At 44.3% G+C, this 21,097-nt stretch carries 20 protein-coding genes; 16 read left to right on the top strand and 4 right to left on the bottom strand.

Annotation, left to right across the window (positions count from 1 at the left end; all coding sequences use genetic code 11):
- Positions 1–24 precede the first annotated feature (24 nt).
- The 5 genes from ON006_RS08040 to ON006_RS08020 all read left to right on the top strand — a co-directional run bounded on the left by ON006_RS08040 (position 25) and on the right by ON006_RS08020 (position 5,474).
- Entirely contained in the window at positions 25–1,125 is a 1,101-nt protein-coding gene (locus ON006_RS08040) for a carboxylate-amine ligase (protein WP_244818993.1), read from the top strand.
- 129 nt (positions 1,126–1,254) lie between these two features.
- Positions 1,255–2,097: a type 1 glutamine amidotransferase gene (locus ON006_RS08035; RefSeq protein ID WP_244818994.1), complete on the top strand. Its 843-nt coding sequence runs from the start codon at positions 1,255–1,257 to the stop codon at positions 2,095–2,097.
- Positions 2,090–3,280 (top strand): hypothetical protein, encoded by a 1,191-nt coding sequence (locus ON006_RS08030; RefSeq protein WP_244818995.1) that lies wholly within the window; start codon positions 2,090–2,092, stop codon positions 3,278–3,280. Before ON006_RS08035 ends, ON006_RS08030 begins: the two co-directional genes overlap by 8 nt.
- Positions 3,281–3,350: 70 nt before the next feature.
- Complete coding sequence (locus tag ON006_RS08025; protein WP_244818996.1) at positions 3,351–4,562, top strand: aspartate aminotransferase family protein; 1,212 nt, start codon at positions 3,351–3,353, stop codon at positions 4,560–4,562.
- 33 nt (positions 4,563–4,595) lie between these two features.
- Positions 4,596–5,474: an aldose 1-epimerase family protein gene (locus ON006_RS08020; protein WP_244818997.1), complete on the top strand. Its 879-nt coding sequence runs from the start codon at positions 4,596–4,598 to the stop codon at positions 5,472–5,474.
- A 67-nt stretch (positions 5,475–5,541) separates the two neighbouring features.
- Here ON006_RS08020 and trxA read toward each other — a convergent pair whose 3' ends face one another.
- The 3 genes from trxA to ON006_RS08005 form a co-directional block, all read right to left on the bottom strand.
- Positions 5,542–5,874, bottom strand: coding sequence for a thioredoxin (trxA, locus tag ON006_RS08015; RefSeq protein ID WP_244818998.1), 333 nt, complete (start codon positions 5,872–5,874; stop codon positions 5,542–5,544).
- Between the two features lie 87 nt (positions 5,875–5,961).
- A complete protein-coding gene (gene dnaE / locus ON006_RS08010) occupies positions 5,962–9,612 on the bottom strand; it encodes a DNA polymerase III subunit alpha (RefSeq protein WP_244818999.1) in 3,651 nt (1,216 codons plus the stop codon).
- Positions 9,613–9,658: 46 nt separating this feature from the next.
- Entirely contained in the window at positions 9,659–10,330 is a 672-nt protein-coding gene (locus tag ON006_RS08005) for a DUF2461 domain-containing protein (RefSeq protein ID WP_244819000.1), read from the bottom strand.
- 115 nt (positions 10,331–10,445) lie between these two features.
- Here ON006_RS08005 and ON006_RS08000 point away from each other — a divergent pair, with 115 nt between their 5' ends.
- Genes ON006_RS08000 through ON006_RS07980 form a run of 6 tightly spaced genes read left to right on the top strand, consistent with a single transcriptional unit; the run spans position 10,446 to position 14,123 of the window.
- On the top strand, positions 10,446–10,673 hold the full coding sequence (locus tag ON006_RS08000) for a type II toxin-antitoxin system Phd/YefM family antitoxin (protein ID WP_244819001.1): 228 nt from the start codon (positions 10,446–10,448) through the stop codon (positions 10,671–10,673).
- Positions 10,670–10,954, top strand: coding sequence for a type II toxin-antitoxin system RelE/ParE family toxin (locus ON006_RS32315; protein WP_374760187.1), 285 nt, complete (start codon positions 10,670–10,672; stop codon positions 10,952–10,954). The genes ON006_RS08000 and ON006_RS32315 overlap by 4 nt, the downstream gene beginning before the upstream one ends.
- Before the next feature lie 34 nt (positions 10,955–10,988).
- Entirely contained in the window at positions 10,989–11,966 is a 978-nt protein-coding gene (gene trpS / locus ON006_RS07995) for a tryptophan--tRNA ligase (protein ID WP_244819002.1), read from the top strand.
- Positions 11,963–12,538, top strand: coding sequence for a phosphatase PAP2 family protein (locus ON006_RS07990; protein WP_244819003.1), 576 nt, complete (start codon positions 11,963–11,965; stop codon positions 12,536–12,538). Before trpS ends, ON006_RS07990 begins: the two co-directional genes overlap by 4 nt.
- Before the next feature lie 38 nt (positions 12,539–12,576).
- A complete protein-coding gene (locus tag ON006_RS07985; protein ID WP_244819004.1) occupies positions 12,577–13,521 on the top strand; it encodes a ribose-phosphate pyrophosphokinase in 945 nt (314 codons plus the stop codon).
- Between the two features lie 35 nt (positions 13,522–13,556).
- A complete protein-coding gene (locus ON006_RS07980) occupies positions 13,557–14,123 on the top strand; it encodes a 50S ribosomal protein L25/general stress protein Ctc (protein WP_244819005.1) in 567 nt (188 codons plus the stop codon).
- Positions 14,124–14,183: 60 nt separating this feature from the next.
- Here the strand turns inward: ON006_RS07980 and ON006_RS07975 are convergent, their stop codons facing one another.
- Positions 14,184–15,110 carry a 2-hydroxyacid dehydrogenase gene (locus tag ON006_RS07975; protein ID WP_244819006.1) on the bottom strand — a complete coding sequence of 309 codons (927 nt, stop codon included), beginning with the start codon at positions 15,108–15,110 and terminating at the stop codon, positions 14,184–14,186.
- Between the two features lie 95 nt (positions 15,111–15,205).
- Between ON006_RS07975 and pdxA the strand changes: the two genes are divergently transcribed.
- The 5 genes from pdxA to ON006_RS07950 all read left to right on the top strand — a co-directional run bounded on the left by pdxA (position 15,206) and on the right by ON006_RS07950 (position 20,985).
- Entirely contained in the window at positions 15,206–16,312 is a 1,107-nt protein-coding gene (gene pdxA, locus ON006_RS07970) for a 4-hydroxythreonine-4-phosphate dehydrogenase PdxA (RefSeq protein ID WP_244819007.1), read from the top strand.
- Between the two features lie 14 nt (positions 16,313–16,326).
- The gene (locus ON006_RS07965) at positions 16,327–17,214 is read left to right on the top strand and encodes a YicC/YloC family endoribonuclease (RefSeq protein ID WP_244819008.1); all 888 of its coding nucleotides are present in this window, start codon (positions 16,327–16,329) and stop codon (positions 17,212–17,214) included.
- A gap of 4 nt (positions 17,215–17,218) precedes the next feature.
- Positions 17,219–17,845, top strand: coding sequence for a DNA-3-methyladenine glycosylase (locus ON006_RS07960; RefSeq protein WP_244819009.1), 627 nt, complete (start codon positions 17,219–17,221; stop codon positions 17,843–17,845).
- Positions 17,846–18,010: 165 nt separating this feature from the next.
- Complete coding sequence (locus ON006_RS07955) at positions 18,011–19,816, top strand: ATP-binding protein (RefSeq protein WP_244819010.1); 1,806 nt, start codon at positions 18,011–18,013, stop codon at positions 19,814–19,816.
- Positions 19,813–20,985 (top strand): class I SAM-dependent methyltransferase, encoded by a 1,173-nt coding sequence (locus ON006_RS07950; protein ID WP_244819011.1) that lies wholly within the window; start codon positions 19,813–19,815, stop codon positions 20,983–20,985. Before ON006_RS07955 ends, ON006_RS07950 begins: the two co-directional genes overlap by 4 nt.
- The last annotated feature ends 112 nt before the right edge of the window (positions 20,986–21,097 follow it).

Genomic DNA, 21,097 nt, shown 5'->3' with positions numbered 1-21,097 from the left:
ATTTGTATCACCACAGGTTCCGATATGGCCACTTTCACACTGGGAATTGAAGAAGAGTTTCAAACCATAGATCCGGTTACCCGCAATTTGCGGTCGCACATGTCCAAGCTTGTGGAGGATGGAAAAATAACATTAAAAGAGCGCGTTAAGGCTGAAATGCATCAGGCTGTGGTAGAAGTGGGTACCAACATTTGCCACAACATTCAGGAGGCGCGTGAAGAGGTTACTTATCTGAGGAAAATGATCCTGGATCTGGCCGAAAAGCAGAACTTGCAGGTTGCAGCGGCAGGTACCCATCCTTTCGCCGACTGGGTGGAGCAGCTGATCACACCGGATCCGAGGTATGATGAGATCATCGACGAAATGCGGGACGTCGCGCGCGGTAACCTTATTTTTGGGCTGCACGTGCATGTTGGTATCGAGACGCGCAATGAAGGAATCCAGATTATGAACGCGGTACGGTACTTTCTGCCCCACATTTACGCGCTTTCGACCAATTCTCCTTTCTGGTGCGGGCGTAACACTGGTTTTAAATCATACAGGTCAAAGGTTTTTGATAAATTCCCAAGGACCGGTATCCCCGATTTCTTTTCCAGCGCGTCGGAATATGATGAATACGTCAATCTGCTGATCAAGACCAAATGCATTGACAATGGCAAAAAAATCTGGTGGGACATTCGCGTGCATCCTTTTTTCAACACCATTGAGTTCAGGATGTGCGATGTACCTATGCGTACGGACGAAACGATTTGCCTGGCGGCGATTATGCAGGCCCTGGTAGCTAAAATCCATAAACTACACCGCATGAACCTCAGTTTCCGTCCCTATCACCGGATGCTGATCAACGAAAACAAATGGCGTGCGGCGCGCTATGGAATTCACGGAAAGCTCATTGATTTTGGCAAACAGGAAGAAGTCGAGTACAAAATCCTGGTAGCGGAATTGCTTGAATTTATAGACGATGTGGTGGATGAGCTGGGCAGCAGAAAAGAAATTGACTACATTCATCAAATCATGGAAATGGGCACCGGCGCCGACAGACAACTGGCTGTATTCGAGGAAACTGGCAGTATGAATGCAGTGGTCGACTACATTGTGGCCGAAACCAGGATAGGTTTGGATTAAGCAGAAAATAACACAGGTTTTTTGTCGAAACCGAACTAATAGTCATAAACGTTGTTTTAACTTTTACCCAATTCTTAAAAAAATTTATAAAAGATAAAGCTGATCGCAAAAACGCTCAGTACTACCAAGATGACCAATCACAACAGACATTTCCGGATCGCCATTCTGGACATGTACAACGGGCACGACAACGAAGGGATGCGTTGTATTAAGAAAATTATTACCGCTTTCGGAGCGACCGAAGGTGTGCCCGTTGAATACACGATTTTTGATGTGAGGCAAAAACTCGAAGTTCCGGGGATGGAATTTGACGCTTACATTTCAAGTGGCGGCCCCGGTAACCCCTCCCCTGTCGGCGAGACGTGGGAAAAGAAGTTTTTCGGCTTTTTGGATCAGCTTCTTCAATTCAATGCCAAACGTCAGAACCGTACCAAAAAGCATTTGTTCCTGATATGCCATTCTTTTCAAATGGCCTGCATTCACTGGCAACTGGCTGGTGTGAGCAAAAGAAGAAAGACGTCATTTGGTACATTCCCTGTGCATAAAACCTCTTTGGGAAGAAAAGACCCATTATTGAATGCACTCACCGACCCATTCTGGATCGTGGATTCAAGGGATTTTCAGGTTACCCAGCCCAACCAGTTTATGCTCGAAAATATGGGCGCTAAATTACTTTGCCTTGAAAAAATCCGTCCGCACGTCCCGCTTGAAAGAGCAGTGATGGCCATTCGTTTTGCGAATGAAATCGTGGGCACCCAATTCCATCCCGAGGCGGATGCGGAAGGAATGCTGCGATACTTTTTAAGAGAAGACAAAAAAACAGCCATCATTTCGGCTCACGGAGAAGCCAAATACAACGACATGATCGAGCACCTGAACGATCCTGATAAAATACTCATGACGGAGTCAGTCGTAATCCCGATGTTCCTGAAAAACGCATTGAACAAAACTTTCGCACCGGCCTATGCATAAGGAAGCCCGTGAAGCATTTAACGGTTCTTTCACCGAAAGCAAATACGCGGATTTTGTAAAATCCATTGAAGAAGCATTTCCCGGACAGCTGGATTTTCGGGTCGCGGAAACTCCGGTGTTCGTGCCGAGAGAACTGAAAGAGAAGATCAATCAGGCCTCCGAAGAGATTATAGCAACATTGCTTTCACCGGATTTCAAAGCAAAAACCGACCGGGCAGTTCCTACCGGGCAATCGGTGCCAGGCGAGAATGTACATACTTCATTTCTGGCGATCGACTATGCCATTTGCAAAGATGATAATGGCGAATTGGTACCGCAGCTCATTGAATTACAAGGCTTTCCATCCATTTTCGGTTACCAGGCATTTCTGTCTGAATCGTTCAGGAAATTTTTCACCATAGCCGACTACTTTCAATATGCCTTTGGCCCCGATCAATATGAAGGTTACATAGCAAAGCTCAAATCATTAATCCTGGCCGGTGAGAATCCTGAGCAGGTAATCCTTCTTGAAATTTTCCCGGAAAAACAGAAGACCAGGATTGACTTTGCGGTTACTGAGCAAATGTTGGGCGTCAAGGCGGTATGCTATACCAAACTGATCCTGGAAGGCAAAAAGCTTTACTATGAGAAAGACGGTCGCAAAATTCAGGTAAAACGTATTTATAACCGTCTCATTTTTGATGATTTACTGAATTACCCCGACCTGGAAACCAGCTATCATTTCACGGATGAGGTAGATGTGACGTGGGTAGGACATCCTAACTGGTTTTTCAGGATCAGTAAATTTTCAATGCCATTTTTGAAAAACCGTTTTATACCTGAGACACAATTCGTCAGCGATTACAATGGTCAGTTTCCGGCAGACCTTGAAAATTATGTCTTGAAACCGCTGTTCTCCTTCGCCGGCTCTGGCGTGCAGCTGCATATTACGGAGGCAGATCTTGTCGCATTGAATGATCCTGAGAACTATATTCTTCAAAAAAAAGTCAAGTACGAGCCAGTCATTCAAGCACCCGACGGACTGGTCAAATGTGAGATCCGCATGATGTACGGTTGGAATGACGACGCCCCAAAACCTGAACTGCTGATCAGTCTGAGTCGATTGAGCCGGGGAGAAATGATTGGAGTACGTTACAACAAGGACTTTACCTGGGTCGGCGGCAGCGCCAGTTTTTTTGAGTAAAAGATTGAGTATAATACAAATATTGAATGTAAATAAGTATTATACTTTTAAAAAGAATTAAACATTTAGAATGTACATTTCCCACCGTCAGCACTTTTTTGATCATTTAGCACAAACTTCCGACTATCCGCTCGCGCTCGAAATTGAGCGTGCAGAAGGTGTATATATGTACAGCGCGGAAGGCAAATCTTACATGGATTTGATATCGGGAATCGCCGTGAGTAATGTTGGCCACAGACATCCCAAAGTTCTCGCGGCAGTTCATGAGCAGCTGGATAAGCACATGCATTTGCTCGTATACGGGGAGTATGTGCAGGGGACGCAGGTCAGGCTTGCGAGGGCATTGACAGACACATTGAACCTGGAATCCGCAAACCCCTCTCCTTTTGGTTTGATCGACAATGTTTACTTTACCAATTCAGGAACCGAAGCGGTAGAAGGAGCTATGAAGCTTGCCAAACGCTATACGGGCCGGTCTGAATTTGTCTCCTGCATTAATGCGTATCACGGCGCGACGCAAGGGGCATTAAGCTTGGCCGGTGCGGAGTTTTTCAAACGGAATTTCCGACCTCTGTTGCCTGGCATTACTCAAATACGGCACGGACATTTACCTGATATAGAGAAAATTACGAAAAATACTGCCGCTATTGTCATTGAAATCATTGGCGGAGAATCGGGCGTTCGTGTACCTTCCATCGCCTATTTTTCTGCTCTTCGGAAAAAATGTACGGAAGTGGGTGCGTTGCTTGTTTTGGATGAGATCCAAACTGGCTTCGGCCGCACAGGCAGTTTCTGGGCCTTTGAACAATTTGGTATCTATCCTGATATTTTACTGAGTGCCAAGGGTATGGGCGGCGGTATGCCGATAGGTGCTTTCATGGCATCTCAAAAAATCATGGGCGCTTTGAAAACCAACCCGATCCTGGGCCATATCACGACATTTGGCGGCCATCCAGTAAGTTGTGCATCTTCTCTGGCAGCTTTGCAGGTTACATTGGAGGAAAATTTGGCCGCAGAAGCCAATGCAAAAGGCGAGTTATTCAAGGCGCTACTGGTACATCCGGACATTAAAGAAGTGCGCGGAAAAGGCTTGATGTTGGCAGCTGAAATGGAGTCATTCGAGAAATTGAAGGATACCATCGACAAATGCATTGAAAAAGGAGTAGTGACAGACTGGTTCCTATTTTGTGACAATGCAATGCGGATCGCTCCTCCGCTCACCATTACCGAAGAACAGATCCGCGAAGCCTGCGCCGTTATTTTGAACGTTTTGAATTCCTAAATACGCAACAGAAAGAATATCTATCCTATCCTTATGCAATACTCCATCGAGAACCACCATCTTAAAATTACCGTAAAACAGACTGGCGCTGAACTTTGTCAGATTCAGTCGACTGTAACCGGCAAAGACTTCATGTGGAATGCCGATCCTAATGTATGGTCGAGTTATGCACCAGTGCTTTTTCCGGTCATTGGAGCCATTAAAAATGGTTTTGTCAAATACAATGGTCAGCAATACGCAGTTCCGCGCCATGGGTTTATCCGCAATAATGCGAATGTTACCTTAGCTGAGCAAACTACTGATAGTCTGACATTTGCCTTAAAAAGCAGTGACGAAACATTGGCTATTTACCCGTTCGAATTCGAGTTTCGGATTACCTATAAATTGGTGGATAGCAAAGTAGTGGTCAGTCATCACATTACAAATCATGGTTCCGGGGAAATGTTGTTCTCGCTCGGAGGTCATCCGGCGTTCAAATGTCCGCTGCACGACGATGAAGTCTATGACGACTATTACCTTGAATTTGAAGCAGTTGAAACTGATGCAACCTGGCTTCTGGAAAAAGACGGATTGGTAGGGAATCAAACGAAACCGGTTCTAGAAAATACCAATGTCCTGCACTTGAACTCCCATTTATTTGACAAAGATGCATTGATATTCAAGCATTTAATATCCAGACAAGTAAGCCTTCGCAGCACAAAATCTGGCCAGGTGATCACATTACATTATGAAGATTTTCCCTATTTAGGGATCTGGGCCAAACCTGGTGGTCATTTTGTATGCATTGAACCCTGGCTAGGCATCGCAGACAGTGCCGACTCCGACCAGAATTTTGAAACAAAAGAAGGGATTTTGAAACTGGATGCCGGTAAAACCTTCGAAGCAGCTTTTACGATTGAGATTAACGAGTAGCAAATAGATCGAAAACAAAAAAGGCTCCGAATTGGAGCCTTTTTCAAATTTTATAATCGATCAGACCTTAAACAGTCGCTTCGATTTGGGCATTTAATTTATCTTCCAAAGTTGTTTTTGGTACAACACCAACAACTTTATCAACTAATTGTCCTCCTTTAAAAATCATCAATGTTGGGATACTGCGGATACCAAATTTAGCAGGTACCGATGAGTTCATATCCACGTCCATTTTACCAATAACTGCTTTTCCGTCGTACTCGCCAGCCAACTGTTCCACTACCGGTCCGATCATTTTACAAGGGCCACACCACTCTGCCCAAAAATCTACAAGTACTGGTTTATCGCCCTGGATAAGTTCTTCAAAGGTGCTATCGGTAATTTCAATTGCTTTTCCCATGTCCAAAAAGTGTCTATGTTTTTTTATAAATCTGATGTAATAATGCTTATTAGTATCTAAAAGTTCCTTGCTGATTTATTTAAAAAACTAGTTTAAAAAGAACTTTACACCATGAAAACCACTCAACACTTTGAAGAGTTCATTAGATGGTGCAACCCTGTAACCACGTGACAACATTTCGACTTCTAATCGTGTTTCCGGGTCAATAACCGTCATATTTACAGCGCATGATCCGGGATGATTGCCAAATGTATCGTTCAGTAAGTGAATGAATTGCGCATCGATTTGGTCCAATGTAAGACTGATCTTGATCTTCCTGCACATTTTCTCCCTGATTTCCGTCAGCAGCTGAATCTGGGATATTTTAAATTCAAATTGGTCTTCCTGTTTCCACCGGTTTTGCACCTTGCCTTTGATATATAAAAACTGGCCGACTTGCAGGTAATTTTTAAAACGGATATAATCTTCGCCACCCAGCAACATCTCCATTGAACCGCGGTAATCTTCCAGCTTAAAAATCATAAAAAGACTTCCATTCCGGGACATTCTTTCCTGCGCACTTGTCACAATTCCACCCACACTAATTTCCTTACCAAAAAATTTCGGGTTTCGCTCTCCTTCGGCAATTTCCATGACCTTATCCAATGTACCGTTGCAGAAATTGTCTAGCTCGACCCGGAATGTATCGAGCGGGTGACCGGAAATGTAAAAGCCTACCACCTCCTGTTCGTAACGCAATTTGGTAAGATCATCCCAGGGAATAATGTCCGCGGCCTTGGGTTTGGTCATTAATATATCATTTCCACCAAAAGCGCCGAAAAGTGAGGACTGGTTAGATGCTTTTTCAGCGTGATAATTGTTAGCATAACGGATTATTTTTTCAATAAATGTTCCGTTTTCGCCCTGCTCAGCTGTGAAATATTGTGCCCGGTGATACTCCTGAAAACAGTCGAAGCCGCCTGCATAGGCCAAGCTTTCCAAGGTCTTCTTGTTAACCGTCCGCAAATTGACCCTGATGATAAAATCAAACACATCCTTGAATGGTCCGTTGGCGTTTCTTTCTTCAATAATCGATTCCACGGCAGCATCACCACTTCCTTTCACCCCGGCCAGTCCGAAACGGATCTCCCCTTTCTTATTTACGTTAAACTGACGGTCCGATTCATTGATATCGGGCCCCAGAACCGTAATTCCAAGGTTTTTACATTCCTCCATGAAGAATGTGATCTTTTCAATGTTACCCAGTGAGCTCGTCAATACCGCCGCCATATACTCACCCGGATAGTGCGATTTGAGATAGGCGGTTTGATATGCCACAAACGCATAGCACGTTGAGTGTGACTTGTTAAACGCGTAAGATGCAAATGCTTCCCAGTCGGTCCAGATCTTTTCAAGTTTTTTGGCATCCAAACCTTTTTCGGCACCGCCTTTCATGAAGTCCCCCTTCATCTTGTTCAGGGTTTCAATCTGCTTCTTACCCATCGCTTTCCGCAGGGTATCGGCCTGGCCTTTCGTAAAACCGCCCAGTTTCTGGGACAAAAGCATTACCTGCTCCTGGTAAACTGTAATCCCATAAGTATCAGCGAGGTACTCTTCCAATTCGGGCAAGTCATAGGTAATTTCCTCATGACCATTTTTACGACGGATAAAGTTTGGTATGTATGCGATCGGACCGGGACGATACAAGGCGTTCATGGCAATCAAATGCTCAAAACGGTCGGGAATGAGGTCGCGCATGTGCTTTTTCATCCCGTCAGATTCAAACTGGAAGATCGCATTCGTTTCACCTCTCTGGAACAATTCAAAAACTTTCGGATCGTCCAGCGGAATGTCGTCAATCACAATGTCGACATTGTGGTTCTGCTTGATGAGCCGCAAAGCCTCCTTGATAATGGTCAGGTTTCGAAGGCCCAAAAAGTCCATCTTGATTACCCCCGCATCTTCAATGATCTTTCCCTGATACTGGGTGATCAGAAAGTCCGAGTCTTTGGAGGTACTCACCGGAATAATTTCAGTTAAGTCGCTGGGGGCAATGATAATCCCCGCCGCATGTATACCCGTATTCCTCACAGTACCTTCCAATCGCCTTGCTTCCTGTAACACACTAGCTTGCAAATCGTTACCGAGCGCAATAGCCCGCATTTTCTTAACATTATCAAGCTCTTCAGGCGCTATTCCCTCCTTTTTCATCAAACTCCCTTCTCCTTCCAGCGGTGCTGTGAAGATCCGGTTGAGGGTCATATTGTAAGTGGGCTTGTCCGGTACGAGCTTCGCTAATGCATTGGCCTCAATCAGCGGCAGGTCCATTACCCTGGCAACGTCCTTAATCGCCGATTTGGCGGCCATGGTACCATATGTTACGATCTGCGCAACCTGATTGTAGCCATATTTTTTAACCACATAATCGATTACTTTTTGCCGACCTTCATCATCAAAGTCCGTATCAATATCGGGTAGTGAGATCCGGTCAGGATTCAGGAAACGCTCAAAAAGCAGATCGTACTTGATCGGGTCAATGTTGGTAATACCGGTACAGTAAGCCACCACTGATCCAGCTGCAGAACCACGGCCTGGACCAATAAATACCCCCATTTTACGCCCTGCATCAATAAAGTCAGCCACGATCAGGAAGTAACCGGGGAAACCCATGTTCCTGATTGTATTCAATTCAAAGTTCAAACGATCCTCAATCTCAGCAGTAATCGTGCCGTACTTGAATTTTGCTCCTTCAAACGTAATGTGCCTCAGGTATTCCCATTGATTCAGAACGTCGGCGGTCAATTCCTTTTTCCCCACCATTTCAGACAATGTATGTGTCTTGAATTCGTCGGGTATCGGGAAGTTGGGCAATAGAATGTCCTTCCTTAAATCCAGTGTTTTTATTTTGTCAACAATCTCATTCGTGTTATCCAGTGACTCAGGAAGATCATTGAAAAGCGATAGCATTTCGCTGGTTTTCTTGAAATAAAACTGATCATTGAAAAATGCAAACCGGGAGCCTTTCGGAATACCTTTATCATCATCAAAATCCTTCGCGGACGGGGTACTTTGCTTATCGCCCGTGTTGATACACAGCAAAATATCGTGTGCATTCCAGTCTTCCTGGTCCACGTAATGCGAGTCGTTGGAAGCAATGATCTTGACATTATATTTTCTTGCAAACTTCACAAGAACTTCATTCACAATATATTGATCCCGAATTTCGTGACGCTGTAACTCTACGTAAAAATCGTCACCGAACAAATCGAGCCACCATTTGAATTCCTTCTCAGCCGCCTCTTCGCCTTGTCTTAAAATAGTCTTGGGAATAACCGCACCAATGCAGCAAGTTGTCGCTATCAGCCCTTTGTGGTACTTCACAATCAGCTCTTTATCTATCCGGGGGTACTTGCCGTACATTCCCTCAATAAAACCCAGCGAACACATTTTAACCAGGTTTTTGTAACCTATCTCATCTTTGGCAAGCAATAATTGGTGAAAACGTACATCCTTTTTGTCTTTGGTAAACTGGCGGATATGCCTGTCCTCGACCACATAAAACTCGCAACCTACGATGGGCTTGATCCCTTGCTTATTTCCCTCAGCCACAAATTCAAATACCCCGAACATATTGCCATGATCGGTGATGGCCACCGCTGGCATATTGTCCTCTTTGGCTTTTTTGAATAGTTTTTTAATATCCGCCGCACCGTCGAGAAGTGAAAATTGCGTGTGGCAGTGTAAGTGAGAAAATTGCATGTGATCGATGTTGTGATTTGAAATGGCAGACTTTGAAAAGCGCTATTTATTGCTCGGCAGGCTGTTCATACAATACATAATTCATATAATCGGTAAAAGGTTTAAGCAGCGAGATAGCATTTACGACCATATCTCCGAAGTCCTTGGAGGCCACTTCCTTATCTGTGTACCGATGGACGAAAAAAAGTTGTTTTCTTTTTAGCAGCTCAATTTCGGGGTGATCCTTTGGATAACCCTTCGGCGTTGTTTTTAAAATATCGCCGTGAATTTCCGGGAACAACTCCTTAAATTCCTTGCCTTCAATGATGTGTTTCAGCTCATCCGCATTGTAGTCTATCTCCTGGCGAAACCGGGCCAGCTGTTCGGATGTGGTGTCCCACATACCTCCTCCCAAAAACGACAGATCCCCTGGTTGAATTTGTAAATAATAATCAATTTTGCCAGAGCTTTTACCGCCCGGACCTATCCCTGCTGCTAGGTTATTCTTGTAAGGAGCTTTGTTTTTAGAGAAGCGGATATCCCTGTTAATACGCAGCAAGCATTCTTTAACCTGTAAATTTCCGAGGTCCTGAAACTTGCCTACCTCAGTGATCAGATAGCCAACCAGTTTTTCCATATCGGCTTTGGCGGCATCATAAAGTTTTCTATTTTCTTGAAACCAGTCCCTGTTATTATTTTCGGCTAATAGGCTGAGAAAGTGAAGTGTTTTGGATTCCATCTTATTCCTGTGATGCTATAAAATTCAAATTTACTACGTTTTGTGCTTCAATTTAACGAATTTTGGCAATTAGAGTAAAGAGAAGCTTCTTTAAAAATGTAACCGGCTGAAAGTTATGAACGTCCAGTTTCTGTCCAACGAAAAAGGTAAAAAGACCGCCGTAGTGATTCCGATTAAGGACTGGGAAGAGATCCAGGAAAAGTTGAAACTGAAAGACGTGGATTTCTGGGAGACATTGCCAGAACATGTCAGGGATGGGATTAATCGCGGGCAGAAACAGTCTTTGGCGGGCGAAACCAAATCTCACGACGAAGTAATGCAAAAATATGAGAAGTATCTATGAACCTTCCCGTGCGCTGGACCACAGAGGCAGAGGAAAGTTTCGCCAAAATAATTGAGCAGCTGGAAAAAAAGTGGTCAGAAAAAGAAATTAGAAAATTTATCAGGACTGTCAATAAAGTTCTAAAGCAAATATCCGGCTTTCCGCGCATGTATGAGGCGTCCGCTTCCGACCCCGGTGTGAGAAAGGGTTTTGTAGCCAAGCAATGCTCATTATTTTATGAAATAAAAGAAGATTCTATTGTTTTGCTCTTTTTTTGGGATAATCGACGTAAACCTTTTTAGAAAACAAGCTTTAAGTAACAATTAGCATATATAAATGGCCAGAATCCTTACAGGCATTCAAAGTAGCGGGAGACCTCATTTGGGTAACATCCTCGGAGCGATCAAACCCGCGATTGAACTTTCAAAAAATCCACAAAACGAATCATTTTTCTTCATTGCAGACCTTCATTCCCTTACTACCCTCAAAAACGGGCCGGAACGGGAAGGATATGTAAAGGCAATAGCCGCAACCTGGCTTGCATTTGGCTTTGATTTCAACAAAAATGTCTTTTGGCGGCAATCCAGAGTGCAGGAGCATACCGAGCTGGCCTGGTACCTGAACTGCTTCACGCCGTTTCCGATGCTTGCTAACGCCACTTCTTTTAAAGAAAAGGCGGAGAAGTTATCTGATGTAAATGCCGGACTATTCACGTATCCTGTTTTGCAAGCTGCCGATATCCTGCTTTATAATGCCAACATTATCCCGGTTGGAAAAGACCAGAAACAGCATCTGGAAATGACCAAGGACATTGCAAGCCGCTTCAATATACTGGCCGGAGAGGAAATTCTGGTTTTGCCAGAGCCCCAGATAGACGAACGCATCATGACCATTCCGGGCTTGGATGGCCTTAAAATGAGCAAGTCTTATCACAACTACATTGATATTTTCCTGCCGGAAAACGAGTTAAAAAAAATTACAAAGAAAATCGTCTCAGACTCGACGCCGCTTGAAGAACCCAAAGATCCTGAAACTGATATTACATTTAAACTATATAGCCTCGTAGCGTCGGAAACTGACGTGGAAACCATGCGTCAGAAATACCTGAATGGGGGCTACGGTTACGGTCATGCGAAACAGGCGTTATTAGAATGCTTTATGGAGCAATTCGCTGAGCCGCGTCGTATTTTCAACTACTATATGGAAAATAACGAAGAGCTGGAATCCATTCTGGTTACCGGAGAAGCTAAGGCCCGCGAAATTGCGCAGGATACCATTAGTAAAGTGCGTAAAGTGCTAGGTTTCAGCTCATGACCGAGACCGTCCATACGTTGATCCATTCCGACCAGGAGCTGTTTTTATGGCTCAATGGCATGCACACGCCCTGGCTGGACACGATTATGTACTGGATCACTTACAAGTATACCTGGATCCCTATGTACCTGCTACTCATGGCTATATCGCTCCGTGCGGACAGAAAAAAGGGATTTACCGAGATCCTGACCGTGCTCATCGCCGTCATCATTGCAGACAAGATCACATCCGGTTTGATGAAGCCTTATTTTATCAGGTTCCGGCCGTGTCATGATCCGGAGTTACAGGGATTGGTGCACACAGTTACCGGATGTGGCGGACTTTATGGCTTTGCCTCATCACATGCCTCGACCAGTTTTGCAGTTGCTATTACCTGGTTCAGTTTTTTCAGGACCAGAGTACCGTATATAAGCTTAATATTCTTCTGGGCGGCTCTGTATTCCTATAGCAGAGTGTACGTTGGGGTCCATTATCCGGCCGATATTTTCATCGGCGCATTAATCGGAATGCTGGTCGGATGGCTCTGTGTGCAACTTTATTATTCTTTTTTGAAAAGATATTATCTTAATTGACTGATTTTATTTAATTTTGCGCAAATTTTAGTTTGGCCATGGGTTCATTCAATACAGTAAAAATATTTTCGGGAAGTCAGTCCGAATATTTGGCCAAAGACATTGCCAGGTATTATGGTAAAGAGCTGGGTGGGTATACATTGAGGAAATTTAGTGACGGAGAATTATCCCCAAGCTTTGAAGAATCAATTAGAGGATGTGACGTTTTTTTAATCCAGTCCACATTTCCCCCGGCAGATAACTTACTGGAATTACTTTTAATGGTTGATGCCGCCCGTCGTGCTTCTGCCCATTACGTAACCGTGGTAATACCTTATTTCGGATACGCAAGACAGGACAGAAAAGACAAACCAAGGGTTGCTATTGCTGCCAAAGTAGTTGCCAACCTGCTTACATCGGTTGGTGTGGATCGTTTGATGACGATTGATCTGCACGCCGGACAGATACAGGGCTTTTTTGATTTACCTGTGGATCACCTGGAAGGAACGTCTATTTTTGTTCCCTACATCAAGTCACTGAACCTGAAAAACCTGCTGATCGCTTCTCCTGATATGGGCGGCGCGGCACGGGCACGAAATTTTGCTAAGTTTCTGAATGTGGATATGATCCTCTGTGATAAACACAGAAAAAGAGCCAATGAAATTGCCAGCATGCAGGTGATCGGAGATGTGGAAGGAATGGATGTAGTACTTGTGGATGACTTAATTGATACGGGTGGTACACTTTGCAAAGCAGCTGAACTGATCCTTGGTAAAGGCGCAAGTTCAGTAAGGGCGATCAGTACCCATGCTATTATGTCGGGTAAGGCGCACGAAAATATTGCAAATTCTGTTCTTGAGGAATTAATTATCACTGATACCATTCCTTTAAAGCAACAGAATGAAAAAATCCGCGTATTGTCAGTTGCCGAGATCTTCGCAAAAGCAATAGGCCGGATCAGAGATCATGAATCTATTAGTTCATTATTTATAAATCATCAGTAAATTTTTATTTTTTTAACTTTCTTAATAATATTCTTATGAAAAAGCATGAGATTGTAGGGTTTAAAAGAGCGAATCTCGGCAAGACGGAGTCCCAAGAATTACGTTCTCAGGGTTATGTTCCGTCTGTGCTGTATGGTGGAACCGAGCAAGTACATTTTTACGCACCGGCTATGTTGTTCCGCGAGTTGCTTTTTACACCGGATATTTTTAACGTTACGCTTAATATCGAAGGTACATTATATAACGCCGTCCTTCAAGAAAAACAATTTCACCCGGTCAACGATTCTTTGATCCACGCGGATTTTCTTCAAATCGTTGATGGTAAAGAAATTAAAGTTGACGTGCCAGTAAAATTGACCGGTACTTCAGCTGGAGTAATGAAAGGTGGTAAAATGAATCAAAAATTGCGTAAATTGCGCGTACAAGGTTTGGCGGATAATATCCCCGACTACGTAAATGTTGACGTGACTGAACTTGATTTAGGAAAATCTGTGAAGGTTGGTGCATTAAAAGCTGAAAATTTTGTTATATTGACAGCCGCAAGCAACCCGATCGCTTCAGTCGAGATCCCACGTGCACTGAGAGGTACACTTGGCAAATAAGTATTTTATTTTTCATGGCTAATAGATGCAAACGTGCCGACCTTTGGTCGGCATATTTGTTTATAGCCAGTTTGCAATTTGCTTCACCAGGACTTCATTGATACGGACGTAGCTTTCGTGCGTCCAGCCCCCGATATGAGGCGTTAGTACTACATTGTCCGACGAACGCAGATAATCGAAAGAAGCCTGCTGTGAAGGTGTAAGCTTTGCTATCTTCTCATTTTCGAGAACGTCCAGACAAGCGCCCAGTATTTTCCCCGATTGTAATCCATTCACAACAGCTCCCAGCTTGACAATTTCGCCCCTGGATAGATTGACCAGATAGAATGGTTTCGAAAACTGCTCTATAAAGTTTTCATCGATCCAATACCGGCTGATTTCCGTCAATGGAATATGAAGGCTCAAAATATCGGCCTCGGCCATGATTTGCTCCACTGAGGATTCCTCAGCAAACTCATCACCGTAATGATCACGGTATTTGTCATACGCAAGCACGCGGCAACCAAAACCGGTCAGTCTTTTCGCCGTCGCGGTTCCGTTATTTCCGTAGCCAATGATACCCACTGTTTTGTTCATGAGTTCCACGCCGCGATTTCCTTCCCGGTCCCAGATGCCGTTCCGAACCTCCCGGTCGGCTTTCAGTATATTGTTAAATAGAGCGAGCAACATACCCAACGCATGCTCTGCAACTGCGTCCCGGTTGCCGGTTCCTGCATGAAAAACCTCGATCTGACGCTCTTTCGCAACCGACAGGTCAATCAGGTCCAGGCCTGCGCCAGCCCGGGCTATAAATCTGAGCTTGCCCGCATTTTCCAGCATCTCCCGATCGAGATAAGTTTTGCTTCGGATCATGAGGCCATCGTATTCAGGCAGAGCCACTTTGATATCTTCACGACGATATTGAGGATGATACGCATATTCCCAGCCTTTTTCCTCCAACATATTGAAAAGAGAGGAATGCATAGAGTCTGCTATCAGGATTTTCATAGGAGCACAGGATTTTTTGTAACTTGCCGGCCTAACCGTTTGGCAAAAGTAATATAGAATTACTCAGAAGAACAGATTCAATAGCATTTTACTACATGAGCGACCAACACAGCGATAAACCCGTCATAGGCATCACAATCGGAGATTATAACGGCATCGGGCCCGAAGTAATACTTAAAGCATTAGAGGGAAACCAGTTAGCAAAATTATGCACACCAATCATTTATGGATCATTAAGGGTACTGAATCAATACCGCAATATTTTCGAAATGAAGGACTGGACACTGCATGGTATTCAAAAACCGGAGCAGGCCAATCAAAAGCTGACCAATGTCATTACCTGCTGGCATGACCACCAGACCGAAGTGCAGCCGGGCAAAATTACCCCCGAGGCTGGCCAGGGCTCTCTGGCTTCTTTAAAAAGAGCCGTAGAAGATCTGAAAGAAGGCAAAATACAGGCACTGGTTACCGGCCCGATCAATAAGGATAACATTCAAAGTGAAGAATTCAAATTTCCGGGACATACCGAGTTTTTGGCACAGGCATTTGGCAAAGACGAGGCGCTGATGTTCATGGTGGCAGGAGATTTGCGCGTTGGCGTTCTGACGGGCCACATTCCGCTGGAAAATGTGAGGTCACAGATCACCGCAGAAAAATTAACTGCCAAAATTGAGCAGATCCTGCAATCATTGAAAGGAGATTTCGGCATTAAAAAGCCAAGACTGGCAGTTTTGGGACTCAATCCTCACGCAGGAGAAAATGGGTTACTGGGCAATGAAGAAATCGAAATTATTCAGCCCGTGATCAAATCCTTTAAAGAAAAAGGAAATCTGGTAGTAGGTCCATTTCCGGCCGATGGCTTTTTTGCAGCAGGTACCTATCGTCAATACGACGCGGTACTGGCCATGTACCACGACCAGGGCCTTATTCCTTTCAAAACGCTCGCTTTCAATGAAGGCGTCAATTTTACGGCAGGCCTGTCCGCTGTCCGCACCTCGCCGGATCATGGGACTGCTTACAATATTGCGGGAAAAAACCTGGCGGAACCGGGCTCACTGCTCCAAGCTATTTACCTGGCCTGTGACGTTTCCAGGTTCCGTATTTTCAATAGCGATGCTGAGAAAAATAAGCTAATATCGAAACCGCAACAGTCTGAAAGTCAGCACCCGGCAAAATCCGGCGGAAAGCAGCGATTTAATTAATAACAAACATCCTCATGTTAAAGTCAATGACCGGATACGGTGTATCCAACATCGAATCCGATTCTATCAACGTCACCGTTGAAATCAAGACACTGAATTCCAAGTTCCTGGACATTTATTGCCGCATTCCACGCAATTTTTCGGAAAGAGAAATTGAAATACGCAATCTCATCACACAGTCCCTCGAACGTGGTAAGGTAGAATTTACCCTTACTGTACAGCCTGTTGGAAAGACAATCGCCTCTACTTCGGTGAACAGAACATTGGTCAATGCTTACTATACCGATCTTTCGGCCACGGCAAGTGACCTGGGCTTCACCCCCGACGCAACCGAACTATTCCGTATTGCATTGCAAATGCCGAATGCATACAACAACGAAACGGTAGACGATTCGGGCAAAGAAAATGACTGGACCCAAATTAAGGTGGCAGTGCTGGAAGCAATCCGAAAATGTTCTGTTTTCAGGGAGCAAGAAGGCAAAATGACCTCTGACAAGTTCTCAGACTACATTAAAATCATTCAGAACCTACTGGATAGCGTTTCGGAGCAGGATAAACTGAGAATTCCGTCGGTGCGGGAGCGGCTTGAAAAACAGGTACGTGAACTTTTGTCCGATGATAATTTCGACCCAAACCGGTTTGAACAGGAATTGATTTACTACGTCGAAAAATTTGATATTTCCGAAGAGAAGATCCGTTTGGCCAACCACCTCAACTACTTTCTGGAAACTATGAAGGCTCCGGAAAGCAATGGTAAAAAACTGAACTTCATTGCCCAGGAAATTGGAAGAGAGATCAATACGATCGGTTCCAAGGCCAATGATGTATCGATCCAACATTTGGTGGTTCAGATGAAAGATGAGCTGGAAAAGATCAAGGAACAAACCATGAATATCATTTAACCGGATGTCCGGCAACAAGCTTCCACTTTCTTTCTTTCAATCTTATGATACTCGCACCCTGGCCCGAAAGCTGCTCGGGTGCGAGCTCGTTCACGACAGTCCCGATGGCATCACCAGCGGAATTATTGTTGAAACGGAGGCCTACCTGCAAGACGACCCCGCCTGCCACGCTTTTAACAAAAGGACAACGCGGACCGAACCGATGTACGGACTTGCGGGGACAAGCTACGTATACCTCATATACGGAATGTACCAATGCTTTAATGTTGTCAGCAATAGCGAAGGAATCGGCGAAGCAGTGCTGGTTCGCGCTTTGCAACCTACTGGCGGAACAGATCTAATGCAGCTTCGTCGCAGCATTATTACCCGAAAAACAGAAGACATTAGCCTCGCCAAACCTGTCAGTTTGAAAGAGCTTTGCCGTGGCCCGGGCAAGCTGACCAAAGCAATGGGAATTGATCGCGCCTTGCACAACAACGTTTTGCTGACCAGCCACACTCTTTACATTAACGAGCCAGTAATTTCAGATTTTGAGACGGCCATTTCCAAAAGGGTCGGGATCAATGTGGGTGTTGATCTCCCCTACCGTTACTATATTAAAAACAATCCATTTGTGAGTAAACCTTTGTAAAATTCGTACTTCAAAAAATTCAATTCTATCCTTAATATCCTACACGATTTACAATGGATTCTTTATCTTTGAGATGCAAAACCCTAAATCTCGACGTATACCATGAAATCCTTCCACTCTTTCCGGTTCGCTTGGGAGCTACGCCGGCATGGTATTGAGTAATATATGATCGATTTTTACAGGCTGCTTTTAATAGCACTAGTATTTACGTTTCTCTCCGGAAGCCAGTGTTCCTCTCCCGATAAGAATAAACCTGCTCTCGAAAAAGAATCCAGGGTCCTGGATTTCATTCCTCAGGACGATTTCGCAGAAGACACTGTACTGATATTAAAATACCACAAACTGGCAGCAACTTATTTGTTCCAGGATGCAGAAAAAGCCATGTTTTATTCCAAGCATGTCCTGCGACTCTCTCAAAAACATCAATGGAGCAAAGGCAAAGTGCTGGCCTACAATATATTGAGCACATATTATCTGTTGGATGGCAGCTATGACATTCTTCGCGAGTTGTCCAACGAAACAATGGCGCTCTCCAAACAGCTGAACTTTCCGCTCTACACAGCCCACGCGAAAAGGTTTCTGGCTGAGAGCTACTCCGAATATCGTCAGTGGGATTCCGCACAGATCAATTACGATCAGGCTATCAAGATTTTTACGGCATTAAAAGCGGACAGCTCACGCGCTATCTGTCTGGAGAATATGGGTAATTCATACCGTGAAAAAAGTATGTATACCGAAGCCGTCAAATATTATGATCAGGCATATCAGATATTTGACAAAATCCATTCGGACTGGGGAAAAGCTACTATTCTTCAGAGTAAGGGGTACATGAATGTCCGGATTGATAATCACAAGGAAGCCGAAAAGTACTTTCTGCAAAGTCTTGCGTTATTTCAAAAGCTAAATAACCGCTATGGCGAGGTAAATACACTCAATGACCTGAGCAATACCTACTACTATCAGCAAAAATATGATCAAAGTATTGAAACAGGTTTGAAGGCGCTGGAATACTCCAAAATTTTCCATTCCAGCCAACAGACCAACTGGGCATTGATCACACTTTCGAGAGCATATAAGGCTAAGAACATGCCGCTGGAAGCGTTGAAATATAATGAGCAGGTCGTTTTCAATCGGCGCATGCTGCACGATGAGTACGTGAAGCGCCAATATACCATGTACCAACTCATGTATGACAATCAGGTCATGGACTCGGAAATCCAGCAAAAGATCATTAGTGAACAAAAGACCATTCAGCGATTTCTGATCGGCTTCTCATGCCTGATCATTGCGTTCGCCGCATTCTTATGGTTTAATAACAAAAAACTAAGAAGGAAAAATGCCGAGATACAGGAAGCATTGATCCAGGGACAAACCATTGAAAGAAAACGTGTTGCAGCGGAGCTTCACGATCACCTGGGTGGTACGTTAGCCTCATTGAACTGGTATCTCTACGGAATTGACAAAAAGGTACTGTCGGAGGAAGAAAAGAAAATTTATGACAGCGTCCATCAAATGGTCGGATCTGCCTACCGCGAGGTACGCAGCCTTTCTCATAACCTGATGCCTGCGGAACTGGAAGAACACGGCCTGACAACAGCGCTGCATCGACTGATCGGCAAGCTGAATGAAAACAAGAACATCGAATTCGTCTTTAACCTGTCAGGACTCAGCAGCCGTCTCAACAACAAAATCGAGTTTGAGCTTTACAGCATTGTCCTGGAACTGACAAACAATATTATCAAGCATTCAGGTGCCAACAGGGCAGTTATTGACCTGACGGAAAACCTTAAAAACATAACATTGGTTGTTAGTGATAACGGCACCGGAATGATTGAACCTTCTCGACAGGGTGTGGGGCTAAAAAATGTTAAAAACAGGGTCGAAAGCCTGAAAGGAAAAATTCAGATCCTCGATGAGGAAACAAACGGAACGAGGGTGGAAATTGAAATACCAAAGGTCATCACACGATGAAAATACAAGAGTTTATTACAGCATTTGAGACCAGTCATCAGGAAAATACTTTGATCAAGCTTTCGCTGGGCAACTATAAGGGTAGCGAGGAGAATCTCAAAAATATTTATATCAAAAAAACACTGATCCGGCACGAAGAAAAGTTCAGCTTTACCTATCGCTACAAGACCCGCGACATTGTCAAGAACTATTCCCCGGACGAAACAAAAGACCTGCTTCAAAAATGGATTGGCAGTGATTTTCACGTAGCCACTTTACAGACGAGTGCATTCGAAGTGCAGTTTGAAATTCTCAAAAATGGCAAAGAGACTTTAAAAAAGAAGTTCTCCGAAACAAACGAGGCGCCTTCATTGGAACACGACAGAACCAAAAACCGGCTGATTTCCGCTCAGAATAAACCTTACCTGCAGCAACTTAACATTACCGACCAGCAAGGCAATGTTTTTAAAAATGCTCAGGATAAGTACAAGCAGATCAACCATTACATTGAAATCCTGAGCAGCCTCTTTAAGGAGATACCTACCAAGGGAAAGCTAAAAGTGGCCGATATGGGTTCTGGAAAGGGCTACCTGACATTCGCGCTATATGATTACCTGCACAACGTCCTGGGATTGAATGCCAGCGTTACGGGTGTGGAATTTCGACCTGATCTGGTGGAACTGTGCAATCGCATTGCCGGGGAAACTGGCTTTCAAGATCTCACTTTCACGGAAGGAACCATTGAAGCATATGATAGCGCGGAAACCAACGTGCTCATTGCATTACACGCCTGCGACACGGCCACAGACGATGCTATTTACAAAGGAATAACAGCAGGTTCGGACCTGATCGTGGTCGCACCATGTTGCCACAAACAGATCCGTCGCGAGATTGAAAAACACAAAACCGAGAATGATGTCCGCTTTTTGACCAAGTACGGCATCTTTCTGGAAAGGCAGGCAGAGATGGTAACCGACGGGATCAGGGCCATGATACTGGAATATTTTGGGTATAAAACCAAAGTTTTTGAATTCATTTCAGACGCACATACTCCTAAAAACGTAATGGTCGTTGGTATTAAGGACCGACGCAACAAACCTGATCAGGCCGCTATCCTGAAAAAAATTAAGGATGCGAAAGCCTACTTCGGCATTGATTATCACCACCTGGAAAGAATGGCGGGAATATAAATTTTTTGGCTTCTATCTGCTGGATCGCCTTTTGCATACACCGCTACATTCTGATATATCTCACATAGAAGTCCATTTTCCCTTCTCCGTGCGTATATTTGCAACTTTTTGA

Source organism: Dyadobacter pollutisoli, assembly GCF_026625565.1.
Lineage (GTDB): Bacteria > Bacteroidota > Bacteroidia > Cytophagales > Spirosomataceae > Dyadobacter > Dyadobacter pollutisoli.
This window is presented reverse-complemented; position numbering and strand designations above follow the sequence as displayed.